Raw genomic sequence first — 23420 nt, forward strand, 5'->3', positions numbered from 1 at the left:
TCACCCCTCGTCGACTGCGGGCACCGTAAACGTGAACGTCGATCCCTCGCCGGGCTCGGAGTCGGCCCACATCTCGCCGTCGTGGCGCTCGACGATGCGTCGACACAGCGCGAGCCCGATCCCCGAGCCGGCGTACTCGTCGTGGGTGTGCAGGCGGTGGAACACCTCGAAGATGCGCTCGGTCTCCGCGGGATCGATCCCGATCCCCTCGTCGCGGACCGAGATCCGCCACTTCGATCCCCGACGTTCGCTCGAGACCGCGATCCTCGGCGTCCCCTCCCGCGAGTAGGTGAGCGCGTTCGAGAGCACGTTCCGGAACAGCTGGCGGAGCTGCCGGCGGTCGCCCTCGACCCGCGGCAGCGGCTCCGCGTCGATCTCGGCGCCCGACTCTTGGATTCGGCCGCGGAGCTCGCCACAGGCCTCACCGAACACGTCCTCGAGGTCGACCGGTTCGAGCGGTTCGCCCGCGGTCTCGATCCGCGAGTACGCGAGCAGCCCGTCGATCATGTCGCGCATGCGGTCGGCACCGTCGACGGCGTAGGCGAGGAACTCCTCGCCCTCGGCGTCCAGACGATCGCCGTAGCGCTGGTCGATCAGCCGGAGGTAACTCGAGACCATCCGCAGGGGCTCCTGGAGGTCGTGGGAGGCCGCGTAGGCGAACTGCTCGAGGCGTTCGTTGGAGGTCTCGAGCTTCCCGATCGTCTCCTCGAGGCGGCGCTGGTACTCCCGTCGCTCGGTGACGTCGGTCTGGGTGATCACGCCGCGGCTGATCCCGCCGCGCTCGTCCCTGACGGGCATCCCGTGGGTCATCACGATCCGGCGGTCGCCGTCGACCGTCTCGATCTCGTGGACGTCGGGGTCGGCGACCTCCTCGCCCTCGAGGACGCGGGCCATGGTCCACTCCTCGGGCTCGATCGGCTCGCCGGTGTCGGCCCACCAGCCGTCGTAGCGGTCGTACTCCGTAACCGACCCGGCGTCGAAGACGTCGCCGCCCCACAGCTCCCGGGCGGTCTCGTTGGCGTCGATGAGCCGGCCGTCGGCGTCGGCGACGACGACCGCGACCGGAAGCAGCTCGAACAGCGTCTCGAGCTGGCGCTTGTGGGTCTCGAGCTGACGTTCGGCGCGCTTGCGCTCGGTGATGTCGGCGACCGCCCCGGGGAACGTGATCGGCTCGCCGTCGGCGTCGCACTCGACGTGGCCGCGGGCGACGATCCAGCGCACCTCGCCGTCGGCGTTTCGAACGCGGTACTCCGCCTCGTACTCCCCGCAGCTCTCGAGGGCCGCCTGGATGCGTTCCTCGACGTGCTCGCGATCGGCCGGGTGGATCGACGAGACGAAGCGCTCGAGGGAGACCCCCTCGCGGGCGGCCTCGGGATCGACCCCGAAGGTCTTGGCGAAGGCGGCGCCGGCGACGAACCGATCCTCCTGAACGTGCCACTCCCAGGTACCGACCGCGCCGGCCTCGGTCGCGGCCTCGAGCTGGGCCTTCGCGTCCTGCAGGTGCCGCTCGCGTTCCTTCCGCTCGGTGACCTCCTGGGCCATCGTCAGCACGGCCCCGACCGCCCCCGCGTCGTCCGTCACCGGAACGGCCCAGAGCAGCCACGTCCGCCCCTTCCGCTCGAGTTCGACCCGTCGCTGCTCGCCCTCGAGGGCGCGCCGGTAGGCGGGTTCGATCGTCTCGGCGATCGGTGCTCCCCAGACGTCCCGGAAGTGCGCCCCCTCGAGATCCGCGGGGTCGACGTCGAGTCGGTCGAACCCCCGCCCCGCGGCCAGCGTGTACTCGCCGTCGCGGTCGAGCAGGGCGACGACCCCGTTCGGGAAGTGTTCGGCGAGGGTCCGGTACCGCCGTTCGGACACGGTGAGACGGCGCTCGCGCTCGATTCGGTCTGTCACGTCCCGGAAGTACACCGACAGTCCCGCCTCTGTCGGGTAGACGTCCATCTGGGCCCAGATCCCGAGCGCATCGGAGTAGCGCTCGAACGAGAGTGGCTTTTTCGTCGCCATCACCGTCCGGAACCGTTCCTCGAGGTGAGAGTCGACGAGCTCCGGAAACGCCTCCCAGATCGCCGTCCCGAGCAGGTCGGCGGCGGGTCGACCGAGCAACTCGGCCGCGCGATCGTTGACGTACGTGAACCGCCACGACTCGTCGAGGGCGTAGAAGGCGTCCGAAATTCGCTCGAACACGGTGTCGAGCTCGGCCGAGAGCTGTTCGACCCGTCGCTCGAGGCGTCGGACCCGCGTCCGTTCTCGGTCGTCGGGTTCGGTTCCGTCCCGTCCGCCCGAGGGTCGGACGATACAGACCGCTCCGCGGTCGGTTCCGTCCTCGTCGAGGGGCTCGAGGCGGACGCTGCAGTCGACGCTCCGGCCGTCGGCCGTCTCGATCGATCCGGCCACGCGCCGCCGTTTCGACCCGCCGTCGCTCCCGAGGACGGCGTCGTCGAACAGCGCGGCTGCGGGGGCGTCGAGGAGACGCTCCCGCGAGTAGCCGGCGATCTCGAGGACGCCGTCGGTGACCGCGACGATCCGCTCCGCGGCGTCGAGCTGGACGACGCCGCCGTCGAGGGCATCGGCGACCGCCCGGAGTCGCTGTCGTTCCAGGGTCGACCCGTCGGTCGATTCGACCCGATCACTCATACCGTGGCCACCGTTCCCCAGGGAGAAAACAACCGCGATGCCCGACGCGCTCCGTCGGTGCGGGGGCGACCGCGAACGGGTGCGTCGGGCGGCTCAGGGACCGCCGTCTCGCGGCCGTTTCGTAGCGTTTTTGCTGGCTGTCGGGAAACGGAGCGGTATGACTGCGCCCTGGTCCGATTGGAACCACGTCCTCAAGCTCGACCCGGACAAGGAGCTCCCCGAGGGGGTCACGTTCGGTGACCTCTGTGCGACCGGAACCGACGCGATCGAGATCGGCGGCACGATGGGGATGACCGAGGAGAACATGACCGCGGTCATCGAGGCCTGCGCCGAACACGACGTCCCGCTCTACCAGGAGCCCGCCAACCCGAGCGTCGTCGTCGAGAACGACGCCCTCGAGGGCTACCTCATCCCGACGGTGTTCAACGCCGGCTCGCCGTTCTGGATCACCGAGGCCCACAAGGAGTGGGTCCGGATCGGCGAGATCGACTGGGACCGGACGACGACCGAGGCCTACATCGTGATGAACCCCGAGGCCGACGTGGCGACGCTCACCGAGGCCGACTGCGACCTCGGCCCCGACGACGTCGAGGCCTACGCCACGGTCGCCGAGCGCATGTTCGGCCAGGAGATCGTCTACCTCGAGTACTCCGGCATGCTGGGCGACGAGGAGATCGTCGAGGCCGCCAGCCGTGGCGTCGACGAGTCGACGCTGTTCTACGGCGGCGGGATCCGCGACTACGACTCGGCGTACGCGATGGCCCAGTACGCCGACGTGATCGTCGTCGGGGACCTGGCCCACGACGAGGGCGTCGACGCGCTCCGGGCGACCGTCGAGGCGGCCAACGACGCCTGACTCGGCCGCGACCGCCCGTTCTCGCGACGGAACCCTCAGCCCTCGACGACCAGCTCCCGCAGCCGCGGCAGCGCCTCGGTGACGCCCTCGCGGCGGACGACGTCGGCCGCGTCGTCGCAGGGAGTTGACTCGAGGTTGACGATCCCGACCGTCGCGCCGCTCGAGGACGCCCGCCGGGGCAAGGAGGCCGCAGGCTCGACGGCCAGCGAGGAGCCGATCGCCAGGAAGGCGTCGCTCTCGCGGGCCAGGGAGCGGGCGCGCTGGATGACCGCGCCCGGAAGCTGCCCGCCGAAGAGCACGACGTCGGGCTTGTAGACGCCGCCGCAGTCGCAGGTCGGCGGGAGGTCGCCGTCGGCGGCCCGCTCGAGGATCGGGTCGGCCGGACGACGGCGCCCGCAGTCGGCACACCTGACCCGGCGGGCGTTGCCGTGGAGCTCGAGGACCGAGTCCGCGGTCTCGACGCGTGGCTCGTCGACGTCGTCGCCCCGGACGGCGGCCGCCGCGTCGGCGTGGAGCCCGTCCGTGTTCTGGGTGAGCACCGCCTCGAGGTGGCCGTCCCGCTCGAGCGCGGCCAGCGCCTCGTGGGCCGGGTTGGGCTCGTAGTCGCCGCCGAACATCGCCTCCTGAAGCTCGAGGCGGTCGACCCAGAACCCTGCCGGGTCGCTCCGGAAGCGGCCCTCGGTGAACTGTCCCTCGTCGAAGCGTTCCCAGACGCCGTCGTCGCCCCGGAAGGTTGGAATCCCGGAGGGCGCCGAGACGCCGGCGCCCGTAAGGACGGCCGCGGTGTCGGCGTTCCGGATCGCCTCGGCGAGCGTCTCGAGGTCGTCCATGTCCCGATACTCGTGGCGGGTCGGGAAAAGCGAGGCGGGACGCCGGCGACGGGATCGCGTCTCACCGCATCGAGGTCGCGTACGCGGTGGCCAGCTTCGCCTCGATGCGCTGGAGGTGTTCGCCGACGGTCGAGGGTGCGAGATCGAGGATCTCGGCGAGATCCCGATGTGTCGTCTCGCGGGGGACCTGGTAGTAGCCCTCCCGGACGGCGACGGCGAACAGCTCCCGCTGGCGCTCGGTCAGGGTCGCTCCGGGATCGACACCGGGCTCGTACTCGCCCAGTCGCTCGAGTTCGACCCGGATCCCCTCGGGGAGGTCCGCGGCCGCTCGCTGGATCGCTCGACTCGTACCGATCGCCGTGATCTCGAGCCCTCGATCGCCGTCGGTCCCGACGAAGCGCATCGGCCAGTCGACGACGATCTCGTGCTCGCGGAGGATCGACAGGAGGTCGTCGACGAGGTCGGCACGTCGCCACTGAACGTAGACGACGCCACGGTCGTCGCTGCCAGTGACGGCGAACTCGAGGGCGGTCGACGACTCCGCGAGCAGAGCGCGAACCTTCTCGAGGTCGCCGCGAACCTCGAGCAGTTCGACGTACCGGTCGTCGTCGTCGCTGACGGGATTGACGTAGCGGATCGACTCGACCGCGATCGCAGCGTCGTGGCCGAAGAGCTCGTCGGTCGGCGTGAGCCGCCGCCCACGCCACCTCAGCGTGACCGTGGCGTAGCGCATCGTCCTCCGTGGGGCGGCGTCCAGTCGTTCCCTGTGCGCGTCTGTCGCCCGGCGTTGTCGGACGGACCACTGCCGACGGTGAGTCGGCTCGCCTTCGGCTCGAGACGGGTGCACACGATCGGACGCTCTCGTGCCAAGTATAAATACACCGGGGATGGTCGGGTTCAGACATAGGGGACTGGCGCCCGTTGGCTACGGTACATGAGCAGCGAGACGCCTGCAGTTACTGACGATCACCCTCCCGGACCGAACGGCCTCCCCCTCGTCGGGAACCAGCTCGCGTTTCTCCGCGATCCCTACGGCTTCATGACCGAAACCGCCCGCGAGTACGGCGACATCGCCTACTGGGAGGATCCGACCGGCCCCGTCTACCAGCTCAACCACCCCGACTACATCGAGCAGGTGCTCGTCCAGAACAACCAGAACTACATCAAGGGAGCCCGCTTCCAGCACGTTCTCAAACCGGTTACGGGCGACGGCATTCTGAACAGCGAAGGCGCGGTCTGGCGCCGAAATCGCCATCTCATCCAGCCCGCGTTCGCACCCGACCGGATCGAAGAGTACGCCGAAATGATGACCGCGTTCACCGAGAACGCGCTCGAGGAGTGGGCGGACGGCCAGACCCGGCTGTTCCACGAGGATATGATGGAGGTGACCCTCCGGATCGTCGCCCGGGCGCTGTTCGGCGTCGACATCGACGACCACGTCGACACCGTCGGCGCTGCGCTCGAGGAGTTCATGCTGGCCACCGAGAGCCTCTCTCATCTCGTTCTTCCGCCGCAGGTGCCGACCCCCTCCAGACGACGGATTCAGCGCGCACGAGCGGAGCTCGACGGCGTTATCTACCCGCTGATCGAGGAACGACGAGCGAACCCGACCGAGCAGGACGTCATCTCGAAGCTCCTCGAGGTGACCGACGAGGAGGGGAATACGCTCTCCGACGAGGGGATCCGCGACGAGGTGGTGACGCTGCTGCTGGCCGGCCACGAGACGACTGCCCTCTCGCTGACGTTTACCGCCCATCTTCTCGCGCAGAACCCGGCCGTCGAACAACAGCTCGTCGACGAACTCGAGGCCGAACTCGGCGGCGAGACGCCGACGATGGCGGATCTCTCCGACCTGACGTACACCGAGCAGGTGGTCAAGGAGTCGATGCGGCTCTACCCGCCCGTGCCGGGGATCGTCCGCGAACCCGCCAAGCCCGACATCATCGGCGGCTACGAGGTCCAGCCGGGAGCGACGATCCGGATGCACCAGTGGGTCGTCCACCGCGACCCCCGCTGGTACGACGACCCCCTCGCGTTCCGGCCCGAACGGTGGACCGACGAGATGGAGTCCGACCTGCCGAAGCTGGCGTACTTCCCGTTCGCAGCCGGTCCGCGCCGGTGTATCGGCGACCGGTTCGCGATGCTCGAAGCGCAGCTCATCCTCGCGACGATCTACCGGGACTACCACCTCGAGCTCGTCCCCGGGACGGAGACTCTCGACCTGATGGCGACGATCACCGCCCGCCCGAAAGACGAGATCCCGATGACCGTCCACGAGCGGTAACCCGTGAGCTCAGTCCTCCCAGTAGTCGACGGCGTCCTCGAGCCGGTAGTAGCCGTGTAGCGAGCGCTCCTCCTCTCCGCCCGGCGGGGAGTCGACGAAGACGCCGAACTTGTCCATCTCGGGGTAGACGGTGACGTCGGGTTCGACCATCGTCGAGAGCATCAGGTACCGGAGGTCACGGTCGCCGTCGTTGACGACCTGGTGACCGCCGTCCTCGCTCGCGGGAAGCGCCACGAAGTCGCCAGGTTCGATCGACTCCTCCCCGCGTTCGCACCGTAGCATCCCCTCGCCGTTGAGAACGAACAACGCTTCCTCGTTAGCCGTGTGGTAGTGGTAGGGCCAGGACCGCTCGCCGGGTGGCAGCTCGTACAGGCTACAGCCGATATCGTCTGCGCCGGCAGCGCTCGAGAGCTGTTTCCGTCGGAACCGGGACGACCCCCGATCGTACTCGGTCCACTCGAGGTCGGCCTCGTTGATCGCGTTCGTCATGCAGTGGCGGTACTTCGGAGAGCACGAAGAGTCCTCGGGCGAGGACACCGCGGCGTTGCAGCGACGGACGGCGATCGGGTCGGGCAGCTACCGATCGCGCTCGCGGCCTCGATCCGGAACGATTGCGCTTAAGTTCCGGCGACCGGAATCGGGTGGTATGCAGGACAGAACCTACACTGCCGACGCCGAGCCGGGCGACGACGCGACCGTCGCCGGCTGGGTCCACGAGATCCGCGACCTCGGCGGGATCGCCTTTCTGATCCTTCGGGACACGACCGGGAAGATCCAGATCAAGTTCGAGAAAGACGAGATGGACGACGACCTCGTCGAGGCCGGGCTGGACGTCTCCCGCGAGAGCGTCGTGACGGTTTCCGGCGCCGTCGAGGAGGAACCCCGTGCGCCGACCGGCGTCGAGATCACGCCGGAGTCGTTCGAGGTCGTGGCCCCAGCCGACCCCGAACTGCCGCTGGATCCCTCGGGGAAGGTCGACGCCGACCTCTCGACGCGACTCGATAACCGAACCCTCGATCTCCGCAAGGACGAGGTCCAGGCGATCTTCGAGATCCGCTCGGAGATCCTGCGGGCGGCCCGTGAGGCGTTCCGCGAGTTCCACTGCACGGAGATCACGACGCCGAAGATCGTCGCCACCGGAACCGAGGGCGGGACCGAGCTGTTCCCGATCACGTACTTCGGCGAGGAAGCCTTTATGAACCAGTCCCCGCAGCTGTTCAAGCAGCTGATCGCGGGCTCGAACGTCGAGCGCGTCTTCGAGATCGGCCCGATCTTCCGCGCCGAAGAGCACAACACGCCCCGCCACCTCAACGAGGCGACCTCGATCGACTTCGAGGGTGCCTTCTGTGACGAAGGGGACGCGATGGACGTCGCCGAGGGCGTCGTCAGAGCGGCCTACGAGGCCGTCGCCGAGAACTGCGAGGACGAACTCGAGGCGCTCGGCCTCGAGGACTCGTTCGAAGTTCCCGAGGACGAGTTCCCCCGCATCAGCTACGAGGAGGCCATCGAGCGCATCAACGCGACGGGCGAACTCGACGAGCAACTCGTCTGGGGCGACGACCTGCCCACCGAGGGCGAGAAGGCCCTGGGCGACGACGTCGGCGGCCACTACTTCATCACCGACTGGCCCAGCGAGATCAAGCCCTTCTACATTCAGGACCACGGCGACGACGAGGAGCTCTCGACGGGCTTCGACCTGATGCACCCGCGCATGGAGCTGGTCTCGGGCGGCCAGCGCGAACACCGCTACGAGCAGCTCATCGAAGGGTTCGAACAGCAGGGTCTGGATCCCGAGCAGTTCGACTACTACACGAAGATGTTCAAGTACGGGATGCCCCCCCACGCCGGCTTCGGCCTCGGCGGCGAGCGCCTGATCATGACGATCCTGGGCCTCGAGAACATCCGGGAGGCTGTGCTGTTCCCGCGAGACCGGCAGCGTCTGTCGCCGTAGGCGACAGCGCAACTGTCGAGCGGGAGTTCGCGGGATCGAAGATCCCGCGTTATTCCCGCGAGATCGCCAGCGACTGAGTCCTTGACGAAGTCGCTGGGAGCAAGCGGAAACCGCGAGCGTAAGCGAAGCGCGTTTCCGCGTGATCGCCACCGTCTGAGCCCGTAAGGGCGAAGACTGGGTGAGCCAGGGAGGCGAGCGAAGCGACGGCGCCCGTCGTCGGACGAACCGTCACTCGCCGGGGGAGGCGTTGACCTCGGGCGGCTGGCGAGCCGTCTCGACCGTTCCCGTGACCAGTTCGCCGTACTCCGCGGCCGAGAGGTCCCCCTCGTTGTACCGCCGCGCCCAGCCGGCGTCGATCTCCGCCGCCCCGAACGCCGACGGCGCGTCGTCCAGGATCGTGATCCCGAGCGCGACGGCGTCGTATCCGGACTCGAGCAGCGCCGCGAACGCGCCCGCGATCGCGCCGACGTCGTGGAGGTCACCCTCCGCGTACGACTCCGTATTGACGTACTCGATCGTCAACACCTCTTGGGAGCGCTCGACGGACTCGACCGCGAGCGCGGAGTCGTCGAACGCGGCCGCGAATCCGTCCTCGTCCTCGATCGTCGCCCCGTCGAACGCCTCGATGCGCTCCTCGAGCAGGGTCGTTCGCTCCCGAACCGGGAGCTCCGGCGTCAGTTCGGACGTGGGCCGCTTTCGGTTGGGCGGAAGTTGTTCGCCGACGTCGGCGGTGCAGCCGCTCAGAAGCGCGATCCCGCCGGCGCCGCCGATCCGAAGCAGGCGGCGCCGCGTCCGCGTCGGCCGTCCCGTCTCCTCGCTCGCGGGCGGGTCCGTCCCCATGCGACGGCGTACGCTTTCGGCGGTCATAGGGATTGGTTCTGCAAACGCCTGCATGGAACTCAAGGACGCGATCGACGTCTGTTTCGAAGACACGGATGCTGGAGTTGTACGACGCCTTGCTGGTCCTCCTGGGGGCCGTCCTGTTCGGGGTCGCGGTACTGCCGCGGTTCGTCGCCGATCGAGCGATCTCTCTGCCCATGTTCTTCGTCGGGTTCGGGATCCTCGCCTTCGGCCTGCCGACGGGACTGCCGGCCCCGGATCCCCTCGAACAGGGCCTCCTGACCGAGCGGATCGCGGAGTTCGGCGTGATCGTCGCGCTGATGGCGGTCGGGTTGAAACTCGACCGCGTTCCGGGGCTGCGGGCCTGGGCCTCGACGTGGCGACTGCTCGGGATCACGATGCCGCTTTCGATCGCCGCCGCGGCGCTGCTCGGGTGGTGGTACGTCGGGCTGGTCGTCCCGGCGGCGGTCCTGCTGGGGGCCTGTATCGCACCGACCGACCCCGTCCTCGCCTCGGAGGTTCAGGTCGAGGAACCAGGCGAGGGGGACGAATCCCAGCCCATGACGGATCGCGAGGGCAAGGGCGACGAGGTTCGCTTCGCGCTCTCCTCGGAGGCGGGACTCAACGACGGGTTCGCGTTTCCGTTCACGAACGTCGCGATCGCGATGGCGCTGGTCGGAATCGCACCCGGCAACTGGGTCGGCGAGTGGCTCCTGATCGACGTCGGCTACAGGATCGTCGTCGGCGCCGTCCTCGGCGCCGTCCTCGGGCGGATCGCGGCGTGGATCATCTTCCTGACGGTCCCGAAAACCGAGATCGCCCGGTCGGTGCAGGGCCTCGAGGCGCTCGCCGGAACGCTGCTGATCTACGGGGCCACCGAGGTCGCGGGCGGGTACGGCTTCATCGCGGTCTTCGTCGCGGCGGTGGCGATCCGGAGCTACGAGCGGTCCCACGAGTACAACGACGCGCTCCACGAGCTCGGCGAGCTCGCCGAACAGGCCGCGATGGCGGTCATCATGGTGTTCTTCGGCGGGGCGATCGCCGGCGGGTTGCTCGCGCCGCTGACGGTCGAGGCGCTGGTCGCGGCGGTCGCGATCGTCCTGGTCGTTCGTCCGGCCGCCGGCGTCGTCGGCCTGCTCGGGTTCGACCGCGATTGGGCCGAGCGGGGGGCCATCGCCTTCTTCGGGATCAGGGGTATCGGCTCGTTCTACTACCTCGCGCACGGCCTGAACGAGGGGGCGTTCGCCGACGCCGACCTCCTCTGGGCGCTGGTCGGCGCCGTGGTCGTGATCTCGATCGTCCTCCACGGCGTCACGGCGACGCCCGTCATCAACCGGCTGCCCTCCTCCTCGGGGTAAGCTGGCACCGCGGGCTGACGGCCGGCGGACCGACCGGAAGCGCGTTCGCGCCGCCGAGGCCGGTTCGCGCTCGAGGTCGGCCGTTTATGTTCACTAGAGTCGTACTCGACGGTGCGAACTGATAGCCTTTGGCGCCGGCGTCTCGTCGCGCGCCGGGAGGTACACACCCAATGTACGTACTCATCGTCGGCGCGGGGCAGGTCGGACGGACGATCGCCGCCAACCTCGAGCGGTCCCACGAGGTCGCGGTGGTCGAACGCGACCCGCGGATCGCCGAGGACGTCACCTACGCGCACGACGTGCTGACGGTGACGGGGGACGGGACGGCGCTCGAGACCCTTCGGGAGGCCGGACTCGAGCGGGCCGACATGATCGTCGCGTGTACGGACGCCGGGAAGACCAACCTCGTCGTCTGCGGTACCGCCAAGACCGCGACCGACGCGTTCACGATCGCTCGCGTTCGTCGCCACACCATGCTCGAGACCTGGGAGGGGGCAGAGGGTGCGTTCGGCGTCGATTTCATGATCTGTACGGACCTGCTGGTCGCACGGAAGATCGTCCACCTCTCCGGGTTCCCGCGGGCCCAGGACGTCGAGACGTTCGCCGGCGGCCTCGTGCGGATGGCAGAGTTCGAAGTCGGTCCCGAGAGTCCGCTGGTCGGACGTCGGGTTCGCGACTCGGATCAGTACGGGTCGGTGACCTTCACCGGCGTCTTCCGCGACGAGGAACTACTGGTGGCCCGGGGCGAAACGAGGTTCGAGGACGGCGATCGGATCGTCGTCGTCGGGGACGCCGAGTCGGTCGGGGAGTTCGGGATAGCCAACGTGCCCGAGGGGGCGGCGAGCACCGACGACGTGGTGATCGTCGGCGGCAGCGAGATCGGCTACCAGACCGCCCGGGAGTTCGAGTTCCACGGCTTCGAACCCCGGCTGATCGAGCGGGACCGCGACCGCGCCCGCGAACTCGCCGAGGCGCTTCCCGGCGCGCTCGTCGTCGAGGGCGACGCGACGGACGCGGAGTTTCTCGCCCGGGAGCGCGTCGACGAAGCGGATCTCGTGGTCGCCGCGCTCGACAGCGACGGGATGAATCTGCTCGTCTCCCTGCTCGCTCGTCGGATCGGGGCCAATCGAACGGTCGCCATCATCGACAACACCGAGTACGTCGACCTCTTCGAGATCGTCGGGATCGACGTCGCGGTCAACCCTCGCGAGGAAACCGCCGAAGAGATCGTCCGCTTCACCCGAACCGATCGGACCGAGAAGATCGCGATGCTCGAGCACGACCGCGCCGAGGTCGTCGAGATCGAACTCGATCCCGAGAGCGCGCTGACGGGCCGCCGGATCGACGAGTCGGTCGCCGACCTTCCGGGGGGCGTCGTCGTCGCCGCGATCTCCCGGGGCGGACGGCTCGTCGTTCCCCGGGGGGAGACGGTCCCGCAGCCCGGCGATCACGCCGTGCTCTTCGTCGACGCCGCGGTGCTCGACGAGGTCTCCGCGGCGGTGTGACGCGCCGACGGCAACTCCGCGTTCGACGGCGCCGTCGAGCGGGTCGGCGACGCGCTCGAGCGAACGTGCGAACGACGGGTTCCCGGATCGAACGGGGGACCCGTTCTCCGCCGTCTACGGACGAGCGAGGCGAGCGCCTCGGTACGGGCGTTCGTCTCGAGGACGACACGCTCGTGGTTTCGAGCGGGCGAACCGACGAGACGCTGACGCCGACGGACGGAACCGAGGCCCGCTCCGGCGGCGTCCTGACGGTTCTCTGCCGCAGCGACTTCGATGCGGGACCGCTCCGGGCCGTCGAGTCGGATTATTGGAAGAGAAATATACTTACGAGATAGAACTGAATCGGAGGTAGGTATATAGATGTGCGGCTGGAATCGGAACGCCTCGAGCGACGGTCCGAGCGAACGGTTCGAACGCAGACCCGATAGCCCGACCCCGAGGACGGCCGAGTCGGATCGAGGCGGGGGTCTCGAGCCGGTAGAGCGCCCGGCGCCGAGAGCCACCCCGGGGGGCAAAACGTCGGTTGTCAGCGGCGCGGTTCGCGAGGGCGCGATCGGGGAGTGGTTCGAATGACGCGGCCGCTCCGGGTCGACTGGCGGGCCGGGCTGAGTCTGGCCGGCACGATCCTCGCGTTCTTTTCGCTGGCGTTCGTGATTCCGATCCTCGTCGCGCTCGCGTACGGCGGCGCGGACCTGTGGGTCTTCGTCGCCTCGATGGGGATCACCGCCGGTTCGGGATTCGCGCTACGTCGACTGGACCCCCAACCCGAACCCGGCGCGCGGGAGGCGTTTTTCGTCGTCGCGATGTCGTGGCTGCTCGCCGCCACGTTCGGCGCACTCCCGTACGTTCTGGCCGGAAACGGAACCATCGCTTACCCGGTGAACGCGCTGTTCGAGAGCATGAGCGGAATCACGACGACCGGAGCGACGGTGATGGGCGACATCTCCTTCGACACCCACTCCCGCGCGATCATGATGTGGCGCCAGCTCACCCAGTGGCTCGGCGGAATGGGGATCATCGTCCTCGCGGTCGCCATCCTCTCGCAGATGGCCGTCGGCGGGGCCCAGCTGATGCGAGCGGAGACGCCGGGGCCCGGGATCTCGAAGCTCACGCCACACATCGCCGAAACCGCCCGCGTCCTCTGGATCGCCTACATCGCGCTCACGGTCGCGTACATGGGGCTCCTGTACGGCGTGCACTTGCTGGGGTACGCGCCGAACATGGACCTGTACAACGCGATCGCCCACGGCTTCACGACGCTGCCGACGGGCGGGTTCTCCCCCGAGGCGCGCAGCATCGAGGCGTTCTCGCCGCTCGTCCAGTGGCTCGTGATTCCGTTCATGTTCTTCGCGGGCGTCAACTTCGTGCTCTGGTGGCACGTCATCGCGGGCGATCCGCGGACGCTGCTGCGGGACAACGAGTTCCGGACCTACCTCGGCGCGGTGTCGGTGCTGACGGTCGTCTGCGCGATCGTGCTCTTTCTTTCCGCGCTGGAGACGCCAGAAACCGGTCAGGTCGGCGGGAACGTGGAGCGGTCGCTGCGCTACGCGGCCTTCCAGATCGCCTCGCTGACGAACTCGACCGGGTACGCGAACATGGACTTCGACGCGTGGAGTGGCACCACGAAGGGACTCCTGTTGTTCGCGATGTTCATCGGCGGCTCCACCGGGTCGACCGGTGGCGGGATCAAGGTCCTCCGGTGGCTGGTCGTCATCAAGTCGCTTCGGCGGGAGGTCTTTACCACGATCCACCCGGAAGCGGTCCGGCCGGTTCGGATGAACGGTCGCGTCCTCGACGAGGATGCGATTCGGGGCATCTACTCGTTCACGCTGCTTTACCTCGTGCTCTTCCTCGTCGGCGTCGGGCTGCTCTCGGCCGACGCGGCCCGCGTCGGCTTCGACGTCAGCTTGCTCGACGTGTTGAGCACGTCTATCTCGATGCTCGGTAACATCGGGCCGGGGCTCGGGACGGTAACCGGCCCGATGGGCGGCTACCTCGAGTTCCCCACCACCTCGAAGCTGCTGATGATCCTCTACATGTGGATCGGGCGCCTCGAGATCTTTCCCGTCCTCGTGCTCCTGACGAGGGCCTACTGGCGGAGCTGACGCGAGAAGGTGTCTCGCGATCCGAGGACGCGTTCGCCACGGGCTCGCCAGAACGATCGGGCTCACCGCCGTTCGAGCACCGTTCCCTCGCCCCCGACGGCGACGCCCAGATCGTCGCCGAGCGCGACCTCCTCGAGTCCCGCCGGCGCGTCGGCGTCGGCTCGTTCCCAGTCGGCCGTCGGATCCTCGCGCTCGTGGATCGCCCCGTCGGCGGTACAGACTGCGAGTCGCGCCCCGACCCCGTCGATCCCCGCAAGCGCGTCCTCGCAGACCCGTTCGGGGGTCCACCGCGAGCCGTCGTAGCGGTGGACGACGCCGGCGTCGGTACAGAGGTGACAGCCCTCCTCGTCGCCCTCCGCAGCGATTCCGACGGGAGTGCCGTCGGCGTCCTCGATCCCGATTCGCTCGAAGCTCCGGCCGCCGTCGTCGGTCGCGAAGACGCCGTCGTTCGTATCACAGCAGTAGCCGACCGCGCCCGCGAGGACGACGTCGCTCAGGCTCGAGCCTCCGCCCGGCGTCACGGGCTCGTCCCATCGACAGTCGCCGTCGCGGTAGTGCCCGCGCAGCACCTCGCCCGAGCCGTTGATCAGGAGGACGGTCTCCTCGCCGTCGCCGCCCGCGACGGCGATCCCCGCCAGGTTGTCGGTCCGGTCGTCGGGCGCCGAGTAGTCCACGTGGCGACCCGACTCGACCTCGAGTCGGCCGACGGCGCCGCCATCGCCGGCGACCCAGACGATCGCGCCGTCGTCGGTCGCGTCGACGCCGGACAGGGCCTGGCCCTGGGCCGCGGGCCCGTCCTCGAGGAGGACCGACCACTCCTCGCCGTCCGTGCTCGCGACGACGCCGCCCTCGCCGACGGCGACCGCACCCGAGGTCGTGATCGCGGCGTCGCGGAGGGTCGCCTCGGTCGGGGCGTCAGCGGGTCGCCACTCGGGCTCGGCGTCGGGTTCGGACCCGGACGGCGCCGCGGTCGATTCGGACTTCGGCTCGGCGTCGTCCGGCACCGAGTCGGCTCCGGGTTCGGCGCCCCCGGAGTCGGGCGGTCCGGCATCGGCCTCCGCGTCGGTCGACCGTTCGGGTTCGGCCGTCGGCTCGCGCTCGGGACCGCTCGAGGGCGACGGGCGCGCGGACGTCGCCCTCGATTCGGACGCGTCGCGCTCCGCCCGGTCGGTCCGTTCGACCCCGGCGTCGGGCTCCGCCGGCGGCGGCCCGAGGGAGTCGGTACCCGACGCCGTCGCCGACCGCTCGGCAGTCGCGTCCCGTCCGTCGCTTCCCTCCCGATCGGAAAGCGCCGCCTCGGTCGGCGAGGGGGCGTCGTCCGCCGAGCCGTCGCCGCGCCGCGAGAGATAGAGGACGATCGGCGGGACGACGTAACACGCCAGCGCGAGGATCGCGAAGCCGCGGTGGATGAAAGTCAACATCCCGAACGCCGTGAGCCCGGTCGTCGCGATGGCGTGCATCCACGTCTTCGTGTACCGTCGGAAGAACGCGCCGAACGACTCGTCGGCGGTCGCGGTCGACATCGCTCAGCCCCACCCCGTCTCGAGGGCGGGACGTTCGCCGCGACGACCGGGAGCCGGCTCGAGAGCCGACGACGGAAACCGTTCGCTCATCGAGTGCGCCTTGGCGCTCCGCACGGAAAAGGCGGAACCCTGAACCGTCCCGATACCGTCGGACGGAGCGTCTGGTCGACAGTACGAGCCTCGGCCGCGAACCTGCAACGTTATACCGTACCGGCAGTAATCGGGAGGTGATGCGCGAGGAGGCGACGGCGTTCGTCCCGGGTCACGTGACCGGATTCTTCAGCGCCCATCCGGACGAGAACCCGACGAAGGCCGGCTCACGGGGGGCAGGGCTGACGCTGACCGACGGCGTCGAGGTAACGGTCGAACCGGCGTCCGAGCGAGCGGTCGTCCTCGACGGGGAACCGATCGAGATCGATCCGGTACTCGACGTCCTCGAGGCGCTCGAGGCCCCGGCCCGCGTCGAGGCCGTCTCGGAGCTCCCGCTGGGCGCCGGCTTCGGCGTCTCGGGGGCGATGGCGCTGGGCACGGCGTTCGCGGCGAACCGGGTCTTCGAGCGGCGGCGCTCGCGAAACGAGCTGGTCGCGATCGCCCACGCCGCGGAGGTGCGGGCCGGAACCGGGCTGGGCGACGTGGTCGCTCAGGCGCGGGGCGGGATCCCGATCCGGCTCGAGCCCGGCGGGCCCGCGGTCAACGAGCTCGACGCGGTGCCCGACCGGAGCCGCGTCGAGTACGTCCCGTTCGGCGAGCTGTCGACGGCCGACGTGCTGGCGGGCGAGACGGCAAAACTCTCGCGGGCCGGCGAGGCGGCGCTGTCGCGGATCGTCGAGGAGCCCACCCTCGAGTCGCTCATGGAGGCCTCCCGGCGGTTCGCCCGCGACGCCGAGTTGCTGACGCCGACGCTCGAGGCGGCCATCGAGGACGTGGCGGCCGTCGGCGGGCAAGCCTCGATGGCGATGCTCGGCGAGACGGTCTTCGCGCTGGGTACCGGACTCTCCGACGCCGGCTACGAGCCGGCGGTGTGTGCGACCCACCCCGCGGGCGCGGTGTTAAAATAGCGCGGATCGGTCGGCTTTTCATCGCCGCTCTCGAGGGATCGATCATGACCGATTACGAGACCGTCTCCGCCGACGTCGACGACGAGGAGGAGATCCCCGAGGACCACCCCAGATACCAGGACCTGCTCACGCGCCACCGGATCGAGCGGGGCGTCGAGAAGGGGATCACCCACCTCCAGGGAATGCACGCCGAGGGGCGGGGCAGCGCCTTCGACTACCTGCTCGGCGAGGAGACGATCCCGAGCGCCGACGAGGCCGAGCGCGTCGCCGCGGCCCACCTGTTGCTGGCGGAGCGCCCGGTGCTCTCGATCAACGGCAACGTCGCCGCACTCGTGCCCGGGGAGATGGTCGAACTCGCCGACGCCGTCGACGCCGACCTCGAGGTCAACCTCTTCAATCGCACGCCCGAGCGGATCGAAGCGATCGCCGACCACCTCCGCGAGTACGGCGCCGAGGAAGTGAAGGGACTCGAGGCCGACGCCCGGATCCCGAATCTCGACCACCAGCGTGCGAAGGTCGACGCCGACGGAATCTACGCCGCCGACGTCGTGGTCGTCCCCCTCGAGGACGGCGACCGCGCCGAAGCGCTCGAGGAGATGGGCAAGATCGAGATCGTGATCGACCTCAACCCGCTCTCGCGGTCGCCCCGGGTCGCGGAGGTCCCGATCGTGGACAACATCATTCGCGCGGTGCCGAACGTAACCGCCCACGCCCGCGAGCTGGCCGACGCCGACGAGGCCGAACTGCGCGCGATCGTCGACTCGTTCGACCGGGAGAACGCGCTCCGGACGGCCGAGGAACGGATCCGCAGCGGCGAGCTCTAGAAGCGGTCGGTGATCCGGGGGGAGACGGCCACGCGAGCGTCCTCGCGGTCGATGATGAAGTTACGATCGCCGCCGTCGACGAACGGCAGTCGCGATCTGACCGAGCCCGAGAGCTCCTTGAGCCGGTAGTACGACAGCGAAAAGAACTCGCTGGCTCGACGGCTGAACGAGTCGTCGACCTCGTAGCGGATGTCCCAGTCCTCGCCGCGAAGCGTCTCGCCGTCGTCGTCGACGAGCCAGCGCCGCGCCAGCGCGACGCCCCGCTCGGCGTCGTAATCCCGCGCGAGGTAGTGTTTGTAGGGGTGACGGATCCAGGACCGCTCCCAGTGGGCGTAGACGTCGACCCCCTCGACCTCCTCGAGGTCGTGGATGACGACGTGGAGCTGGAAGGACGCCAGCGGCGACGGGCGCCAGACCCAGGACCCCTCGGCGGTGTTCCCGTCCATCCGGACTTTCACCGCGGAGATCGGGTTCCGGGAGAAGCCACGCGCCGCGAGAAACGCCTCGATCTTCGCCTCCGAGCAGCGGGCGGTCAGCACGTACTCGTCTGCGGTGGTGTGGGTGACGGCGTAGCCGCCGAACGTTCCTCGGAACAGGTAGTGGAGCTGTGGATAGATCGTTCTGCGGGCGGCGTTGACGGCGTCCTCGCTGAAGCCCATACGACCGATGCATACGCCGACACCGCTATCAACCTTCGGCAGGCAGTGGCCGCGGCTCGCGTCGCGGCCCGAATCGACGGCGGGCGGAGACTGCGTGCATACGCCAGTGGAACGGTTACGGAGCTATCGATCGGAACTGCGTACACTCAGATGAACACGACGGACAACGAGGACGTCATAACGAGACGGACACTCGAGACGGACGAAGAGACGCCGGCGGCGCAGATTCCGGCGCTCGTCGCCGCGCTCGAGGATCGGGAGCCGACCGACCTGTCGCCGGTGTACTACAGCGTCAACGAACTGCTCTCGGCGCTGTTTTCCTCGCCGCCCCGCGCGACCGCCGACGCCACGGTCGAGTTCACCTACGAGGGGTACCGGTTCCGGGTGCGCCAGGACGGAACGGCGACGGTGGCCCGCGCCGAGCGCTGATCCGGCGCCGACCGCGAGCGCGGGTCGGTTACTATAAAACCGTCCGACGGGTGCGATGAGATAGAGATGGACGCCTACGAGTTGATCACGCGAAACGCCGACGAGGTCGTAACCGACGAGGAGGTGTGCGAACTCGCGGCCGATCCCGCGGGCAAGCGCGTCTACGTCGGCTACGAGCCCTCCGGCGTGCTCCACCTGGGACACCTGCTGACGGCCAACAAGCTGATCGACCTCCAGAACGCCGGCATGGAGGTCGTCGTGTTGCTCGCGGACGTCCACGCCTACCTCAACGGGAAGGGCAGCTTCGAGGAGATCCGCGAGACCGCCGAGCAGATGAAAGCGCAGTTTACCGCCTACGGCCTCGAGGAGTCGAACACGGAGTTCGTCTACGGCTCGGAGTTCCAGCTCGACGAGGAGTACACCCTCGACCTCCACGAGCTCGAGCTCTCGACGACGATGAACCGCGCCCAGCGCGCGATGGCCGAGCTCCAGTCGGGCGAGACCGCGAAGGTCAGCCACCTCGTCTACCCGCTGATGCAGACGCTCGACATCGAGTACCTCGACCTGGATCTGGCCGTCGGCGGGCTCGACCAGCGCAAGGTCCACATGCTCGCCCGCGAGGAACTGCCCGAGCTGGGCTACGAGGCCCGCCCGTGCCTGCACACGCCGATCGTCGCCGACCTCACCAGCGGCGAGGGGAAGATGTCCTCGAGCGAGGGGATCACGATCTCGATGGAGGACTCGACCGACGAGCTCGAGGAGAAGGTCAACTCGGCCTTCTGCCCGCCCACGCGCGACCCGGAGGGCGACCTCGAGAACCCCGTGCTCGAACTGTTCGAGTACCACGTCTTCCCGCGCTTCGAGGAGGTCGTCGTCGAACGCCCCGAGAAGTACGGCGGCGACCTGACCTACGAGGAGTACGAGGCCCTGGCCGCCGACCTCGAGTCCGGCGAGCTCCACCCCGCCGACGCGAAGGGCACCCTCGCGACCTACCTCGACGAGCTGATCGCGCCGGGTCGCGAGAAGCTGCGCGAACTGCGGGGCTGAGCCGGCCGATTCAAGTGCGATCGCTCCCCTCCCTTCGGTATGAACGACACGCGGCGAGCGATCCTCGAGGCGATCGGCGACGGACCCGTATCGGGTCCCGACCTCGCCGAGGACCTCGACATTTCGCGGGCGGCCGTCTGGAAACAAATCGACGCGCTGCGCGAGGACGGATTCGAGATCGAGGGCGGCTCGAACGGCTACACGCTAACTGACGTCACGACGTACAACGGCCCCGCCGTCGAGTACGGGCTCGAGGCGCCCTTTTCGATCGAGTACCACGACGCGATCACCAGTACCAACGACCGCGCCCGCGAGCTGGCGACCGACGGGGCCAGCGACGTCGGAGTCCTCGCGGACGAACAGACCGGGAGTCGGGGTCGGCTGAAACGCGAGTGGACCGCGCCGTCGGGCGGCGTCTGGTTGAGTACCGTCCTCCGGCCCGAGGTCGCGCCGGCTCGCGCGCCCCTGTACACGCTCGCGGCGGCGGTCGCGACCGCGCGGGCGGCTCGGGAGGCCGGCGTCGACGCCCGCATCAAGTGGCCCAACGACGTCGTCGTGCCCGTCGACGACGAGGGCGGGTACCGCAAGCTCGCGGGGATCCTCACGGAGATGGAGGGCGAGACCGACCGGATCGCGTGGCTCGTCGTCGGAATCGGCGTCAACGCGAACGTCGACGCCGACGCCCTGCCGCCGGAGGCGACCTCGATCCGCGCCGAGGCGGGCGACGTCGATCGGCGCGTCTTCGTCCAGCGACTGCTCGAGGAGTTCGACCGCCTCCGGACCGACCTCGAGGGCGTCGTCCCGGCCTGGCGCGAGCTGGCGCTGACGCTCGGCCAGCGGGTTCGGGTCGAGCGAGCGAGCGACGAACTCGTCGGCGAGGCCGTCGACGTCACCGATAGCGGGGCGCTGGTCGTCGAGACCGACGACGGCCGGGAGACGGTCTCGGCCGGCGACTGCGAGCACCTGCGGCCGCGCTAGACGTCCGACGGCTCCGGCGTCTCGCCCTCCGCGGCCTCGGGCTGGCGGTCGGACTCGGACGCCGACTCCTTTTCGTCCAACCGAACCGTCAGCACGGGTACTGGCGATTGCCTGACGACCCGCTCGGCGACGCTACCCAGCAGCAGTCGATCGATCCCGCCGCGACCGTGCGTGCCCATGACCACGAGGTCGCAGCTGTCGGGCGTCGCCTCCCGGACGATCACCTGGCTCGGCGACCCCTCGATGATCTCCGTCTCGACGGCGACGTCCGGGGGGGCGAGCTCCTCGACGCGCGCGAGCGCGCCCTGACCCTCCGAGCGCAGCGCCTCGCCGATCCCCTCCCAGGCGGTCTCCATCGGCAGGCCGCCGTAGCTGGCGACGTTGGCGACGTAGATCGCCTTGACCGTCGCGTCGTGAGCGCGCGCGAGGTCGAAGGCGTACTCGAGCGCGCGCTCGCCCTCCGGCGAACCGTCGGTCGGGACGAGAATGCAGTCGTACATCTGTTACCATATGGCATAACGCCCCGCAAGTAATAACGTTGTGGTAGTATCGAGCGATTCTCCCGCGAATACTGATAGGTGAGTCTCGAGAAGGGACGATCGGCTCGAGCGGGCGTCGAACCGGAGAGCGACGGCACGGCTCGGGGACGCGGTTCGCGGCCGAACCGACGAGCGACGAAAACGGATCGAACGGTCGGGGCGGCTCAGAGCCGTTTGCTCACGTAGGGACCGTCCTGGTGGTAGCCCAGCTTGTTCCGGTAGTACTCCCGCGCACCGATCCCGGAGATGACGCTTACCTTGTCGTAGCCGGCGTCGGCCGCGAGCTCCTCCGCGCGGGTCATCAGTCGGCGACCGTACCCCCTGTGCTGGTGCTGGCCGGCGTCGCCCTCGTCGCCCATCGCGACCTCGCTCCCGTAGACGTGCAGCTCGCGGACGAGGGCGGCGTTCTCGAGTTCGGGTCGGAGTCGATCGCCCTCCGGAACCGACGGGGCGCGGCCCGCGGGACCGTCCCCGTGGGGAAATCGGAGCCGACAGAACCCGACCAGGAGGTCCTTCTCGAAGTCCTCGACCGAGATGAAGTGTTCGGTGCCGCCGCAGGCGTCGTAGGTCGTCACGTCGAGCTCGACGGTTTCGGGCTCCTCGTCGTTCATCCCGGCCTCGCGACAGCGGATGCAGTCACAGGACCAGCCGTGCTCGTCCATGCGCTGTCGGGCGAGCTGTCGGAGGTTCGACTTCCAGACGCCGGCGTCGATGTAGTCGGCCGGAATGTCCCGCTGGACCCGCTGAAGCCGCGTGTATCGGGGGATCATGTCCTTGATCTCGGCGACCAGCTCGGCGGCCTCCTCGTTGGAGAGGGGGTCGAACTCCCCCTCGTGCCACCAGTCGTAGGTCGCGGTCCCGCGGACGATCAGCATCGGGTAGATCTTGAGGTAGTCGGGTTTCCACTGTTCCTGCTCGAACAGCCGGCGGAAGTCCTCGAGACACATCTCCTTGCTCATCCCCGGCTGGCCCGGCATCATGTGGAAGCCGACCTTGAAGCCCGCGTTTCGCAGCCGGCGGTTGGCGTCGATCGACGCCTGGGCGCCGTGGCCGCGGTGCATCTCGCGGTTGATTCGCTCGTAGGTCGTCTGGACGCCGACCTCGACTTTCGTCCCGCCCAGCTCGAGCATGCGGTCGATCTGCTCGGGATCGCACCAGTCGGGCTTGGTCTCGAAGGTCGTCCCGATGTTCCTGATGTCGTTGGTCTCGTTCTCGGCGATGACGTCCTCGAGGTACTTGAACTCGTACTCCTCGGGGTCCTCGGCGAAGCTGACGCCCTCTGCGGGTTCGGGCTCCTTGTCGACGTCGTAGTCGTTCATCGCTTCGAGGGCGCGCTTGACGAACCACTCCTGGTAGTCGTGGCTGCGGGCGGTCATCGTCCCACCCATCAGGATGAGTTCGACCTTGTCGACCGGGTGGCCGATCTCCCGGAGCTGTTCGAGCCGCAGGGTGACCTGGCCGTAGGGGTCGTAGTCGTTCTGAACCCCGCGGGCCGCCGCGGGCTCCTCGCCCGTGTAGCTCTGGGAGCTCGAGAACTCCGAGTCGGGGCCGCCGGGACAGTAGAGACACTTCCCGTGGGGACAGCGCTCGGGCGAGGTCATGATCGCGACCGGGGAGACGCCCGAGGCGGTCCGGACCGGTTTGCGCCGGAGCACCGTCTCGAGGTCCTCGCGGTGCTCCTGGGGCGCGTAGTCCAGCAGCTCCGAGTTCTTCGGCACCTTCGGCGCCGAGTGGTCCGAACACGCCTCGAGCTTGGCTTTCTCGACCTCGTCGCGGTCGATCTCGCCGGCGAGGATGCGCTCGACGAGCGTCTCGCAGACCCGCTCGAACGCCTCGGTTTCGGTCGGTTCGGGCGTCTCGGTACTCACTACAGGGGCTTCGTCGCGCGCCGCGAATAAGCGTGTCGGAGACGCCCGCCAGCGAACGGCGGCCGCGACGCCGATCGTCGCGCATTCCGGGCGAATCGTTAAGGCCCGGCTGCGGCTATGCTTACCAGAGTG

At 69.0% G+C, this 23420-nt stretch carries 21 protein-coding genes; 12 read left to right on the plus strand and 9 right to left on the minus strand.

Annotated elements, in window-relative coordinates; genetic code table 11:
• Window positions 1-2634, minus strand: coding sequence for a PAS domain-containing sensor histidine kinase (locus tag C492_RS12305; RefSeq protein ID WP_008424020.1), 2634 nt, complete (start codon window positions 2632-2634; stop codon window positions 1-3).
• 157 nt (window positions 2635-2791) lie between these two features.
• Between C492_RS12305 and C492_RS12310 the strand changes: the two genes are divergently transcribed.
• Entirely contained in the window at window positions 2792-3490 is a 699-nt protein-coding gene (locus C492_RS12310; RefSeq protein ID WP_008424022.1) for a phosphoglycerol geranylgeranyltransferase, read from the plus strand.
• Between the two features lie 35 nt (window positions 3491-3525).
• Here C492_RS12310 and C492_RS12315 read toward each other — a convergent pair whose 3' ends face one another.
• Together C492_RS12315 and C492_RS12320 are read right to left on the minus strand one after the other, a co-directional pair.
• On the minus strand, window positions 3526-4320 hold the full coding sequence (locus tag C492_RS12315) for an SIR2 family NAD-dependent protein deacylase (protein ID WP_008424024.1): 795 nt from the start codon (window positions 4318-4320) through the stop codon (window positions 3526-3528).
• A gap of 61 nt (window positions 4321-4381) precedes the next feature.
• Window positions 4382-5053, minus strand: a complete 672-nt coding sequence (locus C492_RS12320; RefSeq protein WP_008424025.1) for a helix-turn-helix domain-containing protein — start codon at window positions 5051-5053, stop codon at window positions 4382-4384.
• 201 nt (window positions 5054-5254) lie between these two features.
• Between C492_RS12320 and C492_RS12325 the strand changes: the two genes are divergently transcribed.
• A complete protein-coding gene (locus C492_RS12325) occupies window positions 5255-6604 on the plus strand; it encodes a cytochrome P450 (RefSeq protein ID WP_008424027.1) in 1350 nt (449 codons plus the stop codon).
• Between the two features lie 9 nt (window positions 6605-6613).
• Here C492_RS12325 and C492_RS12330 read toward each other — a convergent pair whose 3' ends face one another.
• Window positions 6614-7093 carry a cupin domain-containing protein gene (locus C492_RS12330; RefSeq protein ID WP_008424029.1) on the minus strand — a complete coding sequence of 160 codons (480 nt, stop codon included), beginning with the start codon at window positions 7091-7093 and terminating at the stop codon, window positions 6614-6616.
• Between the two features lie 157 nt (window positions 7094-7250).
• On the opposite strand from C492_RS12330, the gene aspS reads away from it, so the two are divergent.
• A complete protein-coding gene (gene aspS, locus C492_RS12335) occupies window positions 7251-8555 on the plus strand; it encodes an aspartate--tRNA(Asn) ligase (RefSeq protein ID WP_008424030.1) in 1305 nt (434 codons plus the stop codon).
• Window positions 8556-8783: 228 nt separating this feature from the next.
• Here aspS and C492_RS12340 read toward each other — a convergent pair whose 3' ends face one another.
• Window positions 8784-9395, minus strand: coding sequence for a hypothetical protein (locus tag C492_RS12340; RefSeq protein ID WP_008424032.1), 612 nt, complete (start codon window positions 9393-9395; stop codon window positions 8784-8786).
• A 95-nt stretch (window positions 9396-9490) separates the two neighbouring features.
• Here C492_RS12340 and C492_RS12345 point away from each other — a divergent pair, with 95 nt between their 5' ends.
• From C492_RS12345 to C492_RS12365, 4 genes are all read left to right on the plus strand, one after another.
• Entirely contained in the window at window positions 9491-10753 is a 1263-nt protein-coding gene (locus C492_RS12345; protein ID WP_008424034.1) for a cation:proton antiporter, read from the plus strand.
• 170 nt (window positions 10754-10923) lie between these two features.
• Window positions 10924-12258, plus strand: coding sequence for a Trk system potassium transporter TrkA (gene trkA / locus C492_RS12350; protein ID WP_008424036.1), 1335 nt, complete (start codon window positions 10924-10926; stop codon window positions 12256-12258).
• A 65-nt stretch (window positions 12259-12323) separates the two neighbouring features.
• Window positions 12324-12593, plus strand: coding sequence for a hypothetical protein (locus C492_RS12355; protein WP_008424037.1), 270 nt, complete (start codon window positions 12324-12326; stop codon window positions 12591-12593).
• Between the two features lie 234 nt (window positions 12594-12827).
• The gene (locus C492_RS12365) at window positions 12828-14363 is read left to right on the plus strand and encodes a TrkH family potassium uptake protein (protein WP_008424039.1); all 1536 of its coding nucleotides are present in this window, start codon (window positions 12828-12830) and stop codon (window positions 14361-14363) included.
• A gap of 62 nt (window positions 14364-14425) precedes the next feature.
• On the opposite strand, the gene C492_RS12370 is transcribed toward C492_RS12365, so the two are convergent.
• Window positions 14426-15886: a beta propeller repeat protein gene (locus C492_RS12370; protein ID WP_008424040.1), complete on the minus strand. Its 1461-nt coding sequence runs from the start codon at window positions 15884-15886 to the stop codon at window positions 14426-14428.
• A gap of 230 nt (window positions 15887-16116) precedes the next feature.
• On the opposite strand from C492_RS12370, the gene C492_RS12375 reads away from it, so the two are divergent.
• Together C492_RS12375 and C492_RS12380 are read left to right on the plus strand one after the other, a co-directional pair.
• The gene (locus tag C492_RS12375; protein WP_008424041.1) at window positions 16117-16944 is read left to right on the plus strand and encodes a pantoate kinase; all 828 of its coding nucleotides are present in this window, start codon (window positions 16117-16119) and stop codon (window positions 16942-16944) included.
• Window positions 16945-16988: 44 nt separating this feature from the next.
• A complete protein-coding gene (locus C492_RS12380) occupies window positions 16989-17768 on the plus strand; it encodes a 4-phosphopantoate--beta-alanine ligase (protein ID WP_008424042.1) in 780 nt (259 codons plus the stop codon).
• Here C492_RS12380 and C492_RS12385 read toward each other — a convergent pair.
• Window positions 17765-18427 carry a hypothetical protein gene (locus tag C492_RS12385; protein ID WP_008424043.1) on the minus strand — a complete coding sequence of 221 codons (663 nt, stop codon included), beginning with the start codon at window positions 18425-18427 and terminating at the stop codon, window positions 17765-17767. The two genes, C492_RS12380 and C492_RS12385, sit on opposite strands and share 4 nt — an antisense overlap.
• A gap of 150 nt (window positions 18428-18577) precedes the next feature.
• Here C492_RS12385 and C492_RS12390 point away from each other — a divergent pair, with 150 nt between their 5' ends.
• The 3 genes from C492_RS12390 to C492_RS12400 all read left to right on the plus strand — a co-directional run bounded on the left by C492_RS12390 (window position 18578) and on the right by C492_RS12400 (window position 20881).
• Window positions 18578-18856, plus strand: a complete 279-nt coding sequence (locus tag C492_RS12390; RefSeq protein WP_008424044.1) for a HalOD1 output domain-containing protein — start codon at window positions 18578-18580, stop codon at window positions 18854-18856.
• Window positions 18857-18922: 66 nt separating this feature from the next.
• Window positions 18923-19903, plus strand: a complete 981-nt coding sequence (locus tag C492_RS12395; RefSeq protein ID WP_008424045.1) for a tyrosine--tRNA ligase — start codon at window positions 18923-18925, stop codon at window positions 19901-19903.
• Between the two features lie 39 nt (window positions 19904-19942).
• Complete coding sequence (locus tag C492_RS12400; protein ID WP_008424046.1) at window positions 19943-20881, plus strand: biotin--[acetyl-CoA-carboxylase] ligase; 939 nt, start codon at window positions 19943-19945, stop codon at window positions 20879-20881.
• On the opposite strand, the gene C492_RS12405 is transcribed toward C492_RS12400, so the two are convergent.
• Window positions 20878-21381 (minus strand): universal stress protein, encoded by a 504-nt coding sequence (locus C492_RS12405; RefSeq protein ID WP_008424047.1) that lies wholly within the window; start codon window positions 21379-21381, stop codon window positions 20878-20880. The genes C492_RS12400 and C492_RS12405 overlap by 4 nt on opposite strands.
• 203 nt (window positions 21382-21584) lie before the next feature.
• Window positions 21585-23288, minus strand: coding sequence for a tRNA uridine(34) 5-carboxymethylaminomethyl modification radical SAM/GNAT enzyme Elp3 (locus C492_RS12410; protein WP_008424048.1), 1704 nt, complete (start codon window positions 23286-23288; stop codon window positions 21585-21587).
• Between the last annotated feature and the right edge of the window lie 132 nt (window positions 23289-23420).

The sequence above is a fragment of the Natronococcus jeotgali DSM 18795 genome (assembly GCF_000337695.1).
In the GTDB taxonomy this organism is placed as follows: domain Archaea; phylum Halobacteriota; class Halobacteria; order Halobacteriales; family Natrialbaceae; genus Natronococcus; species Natronococcus jeotgali.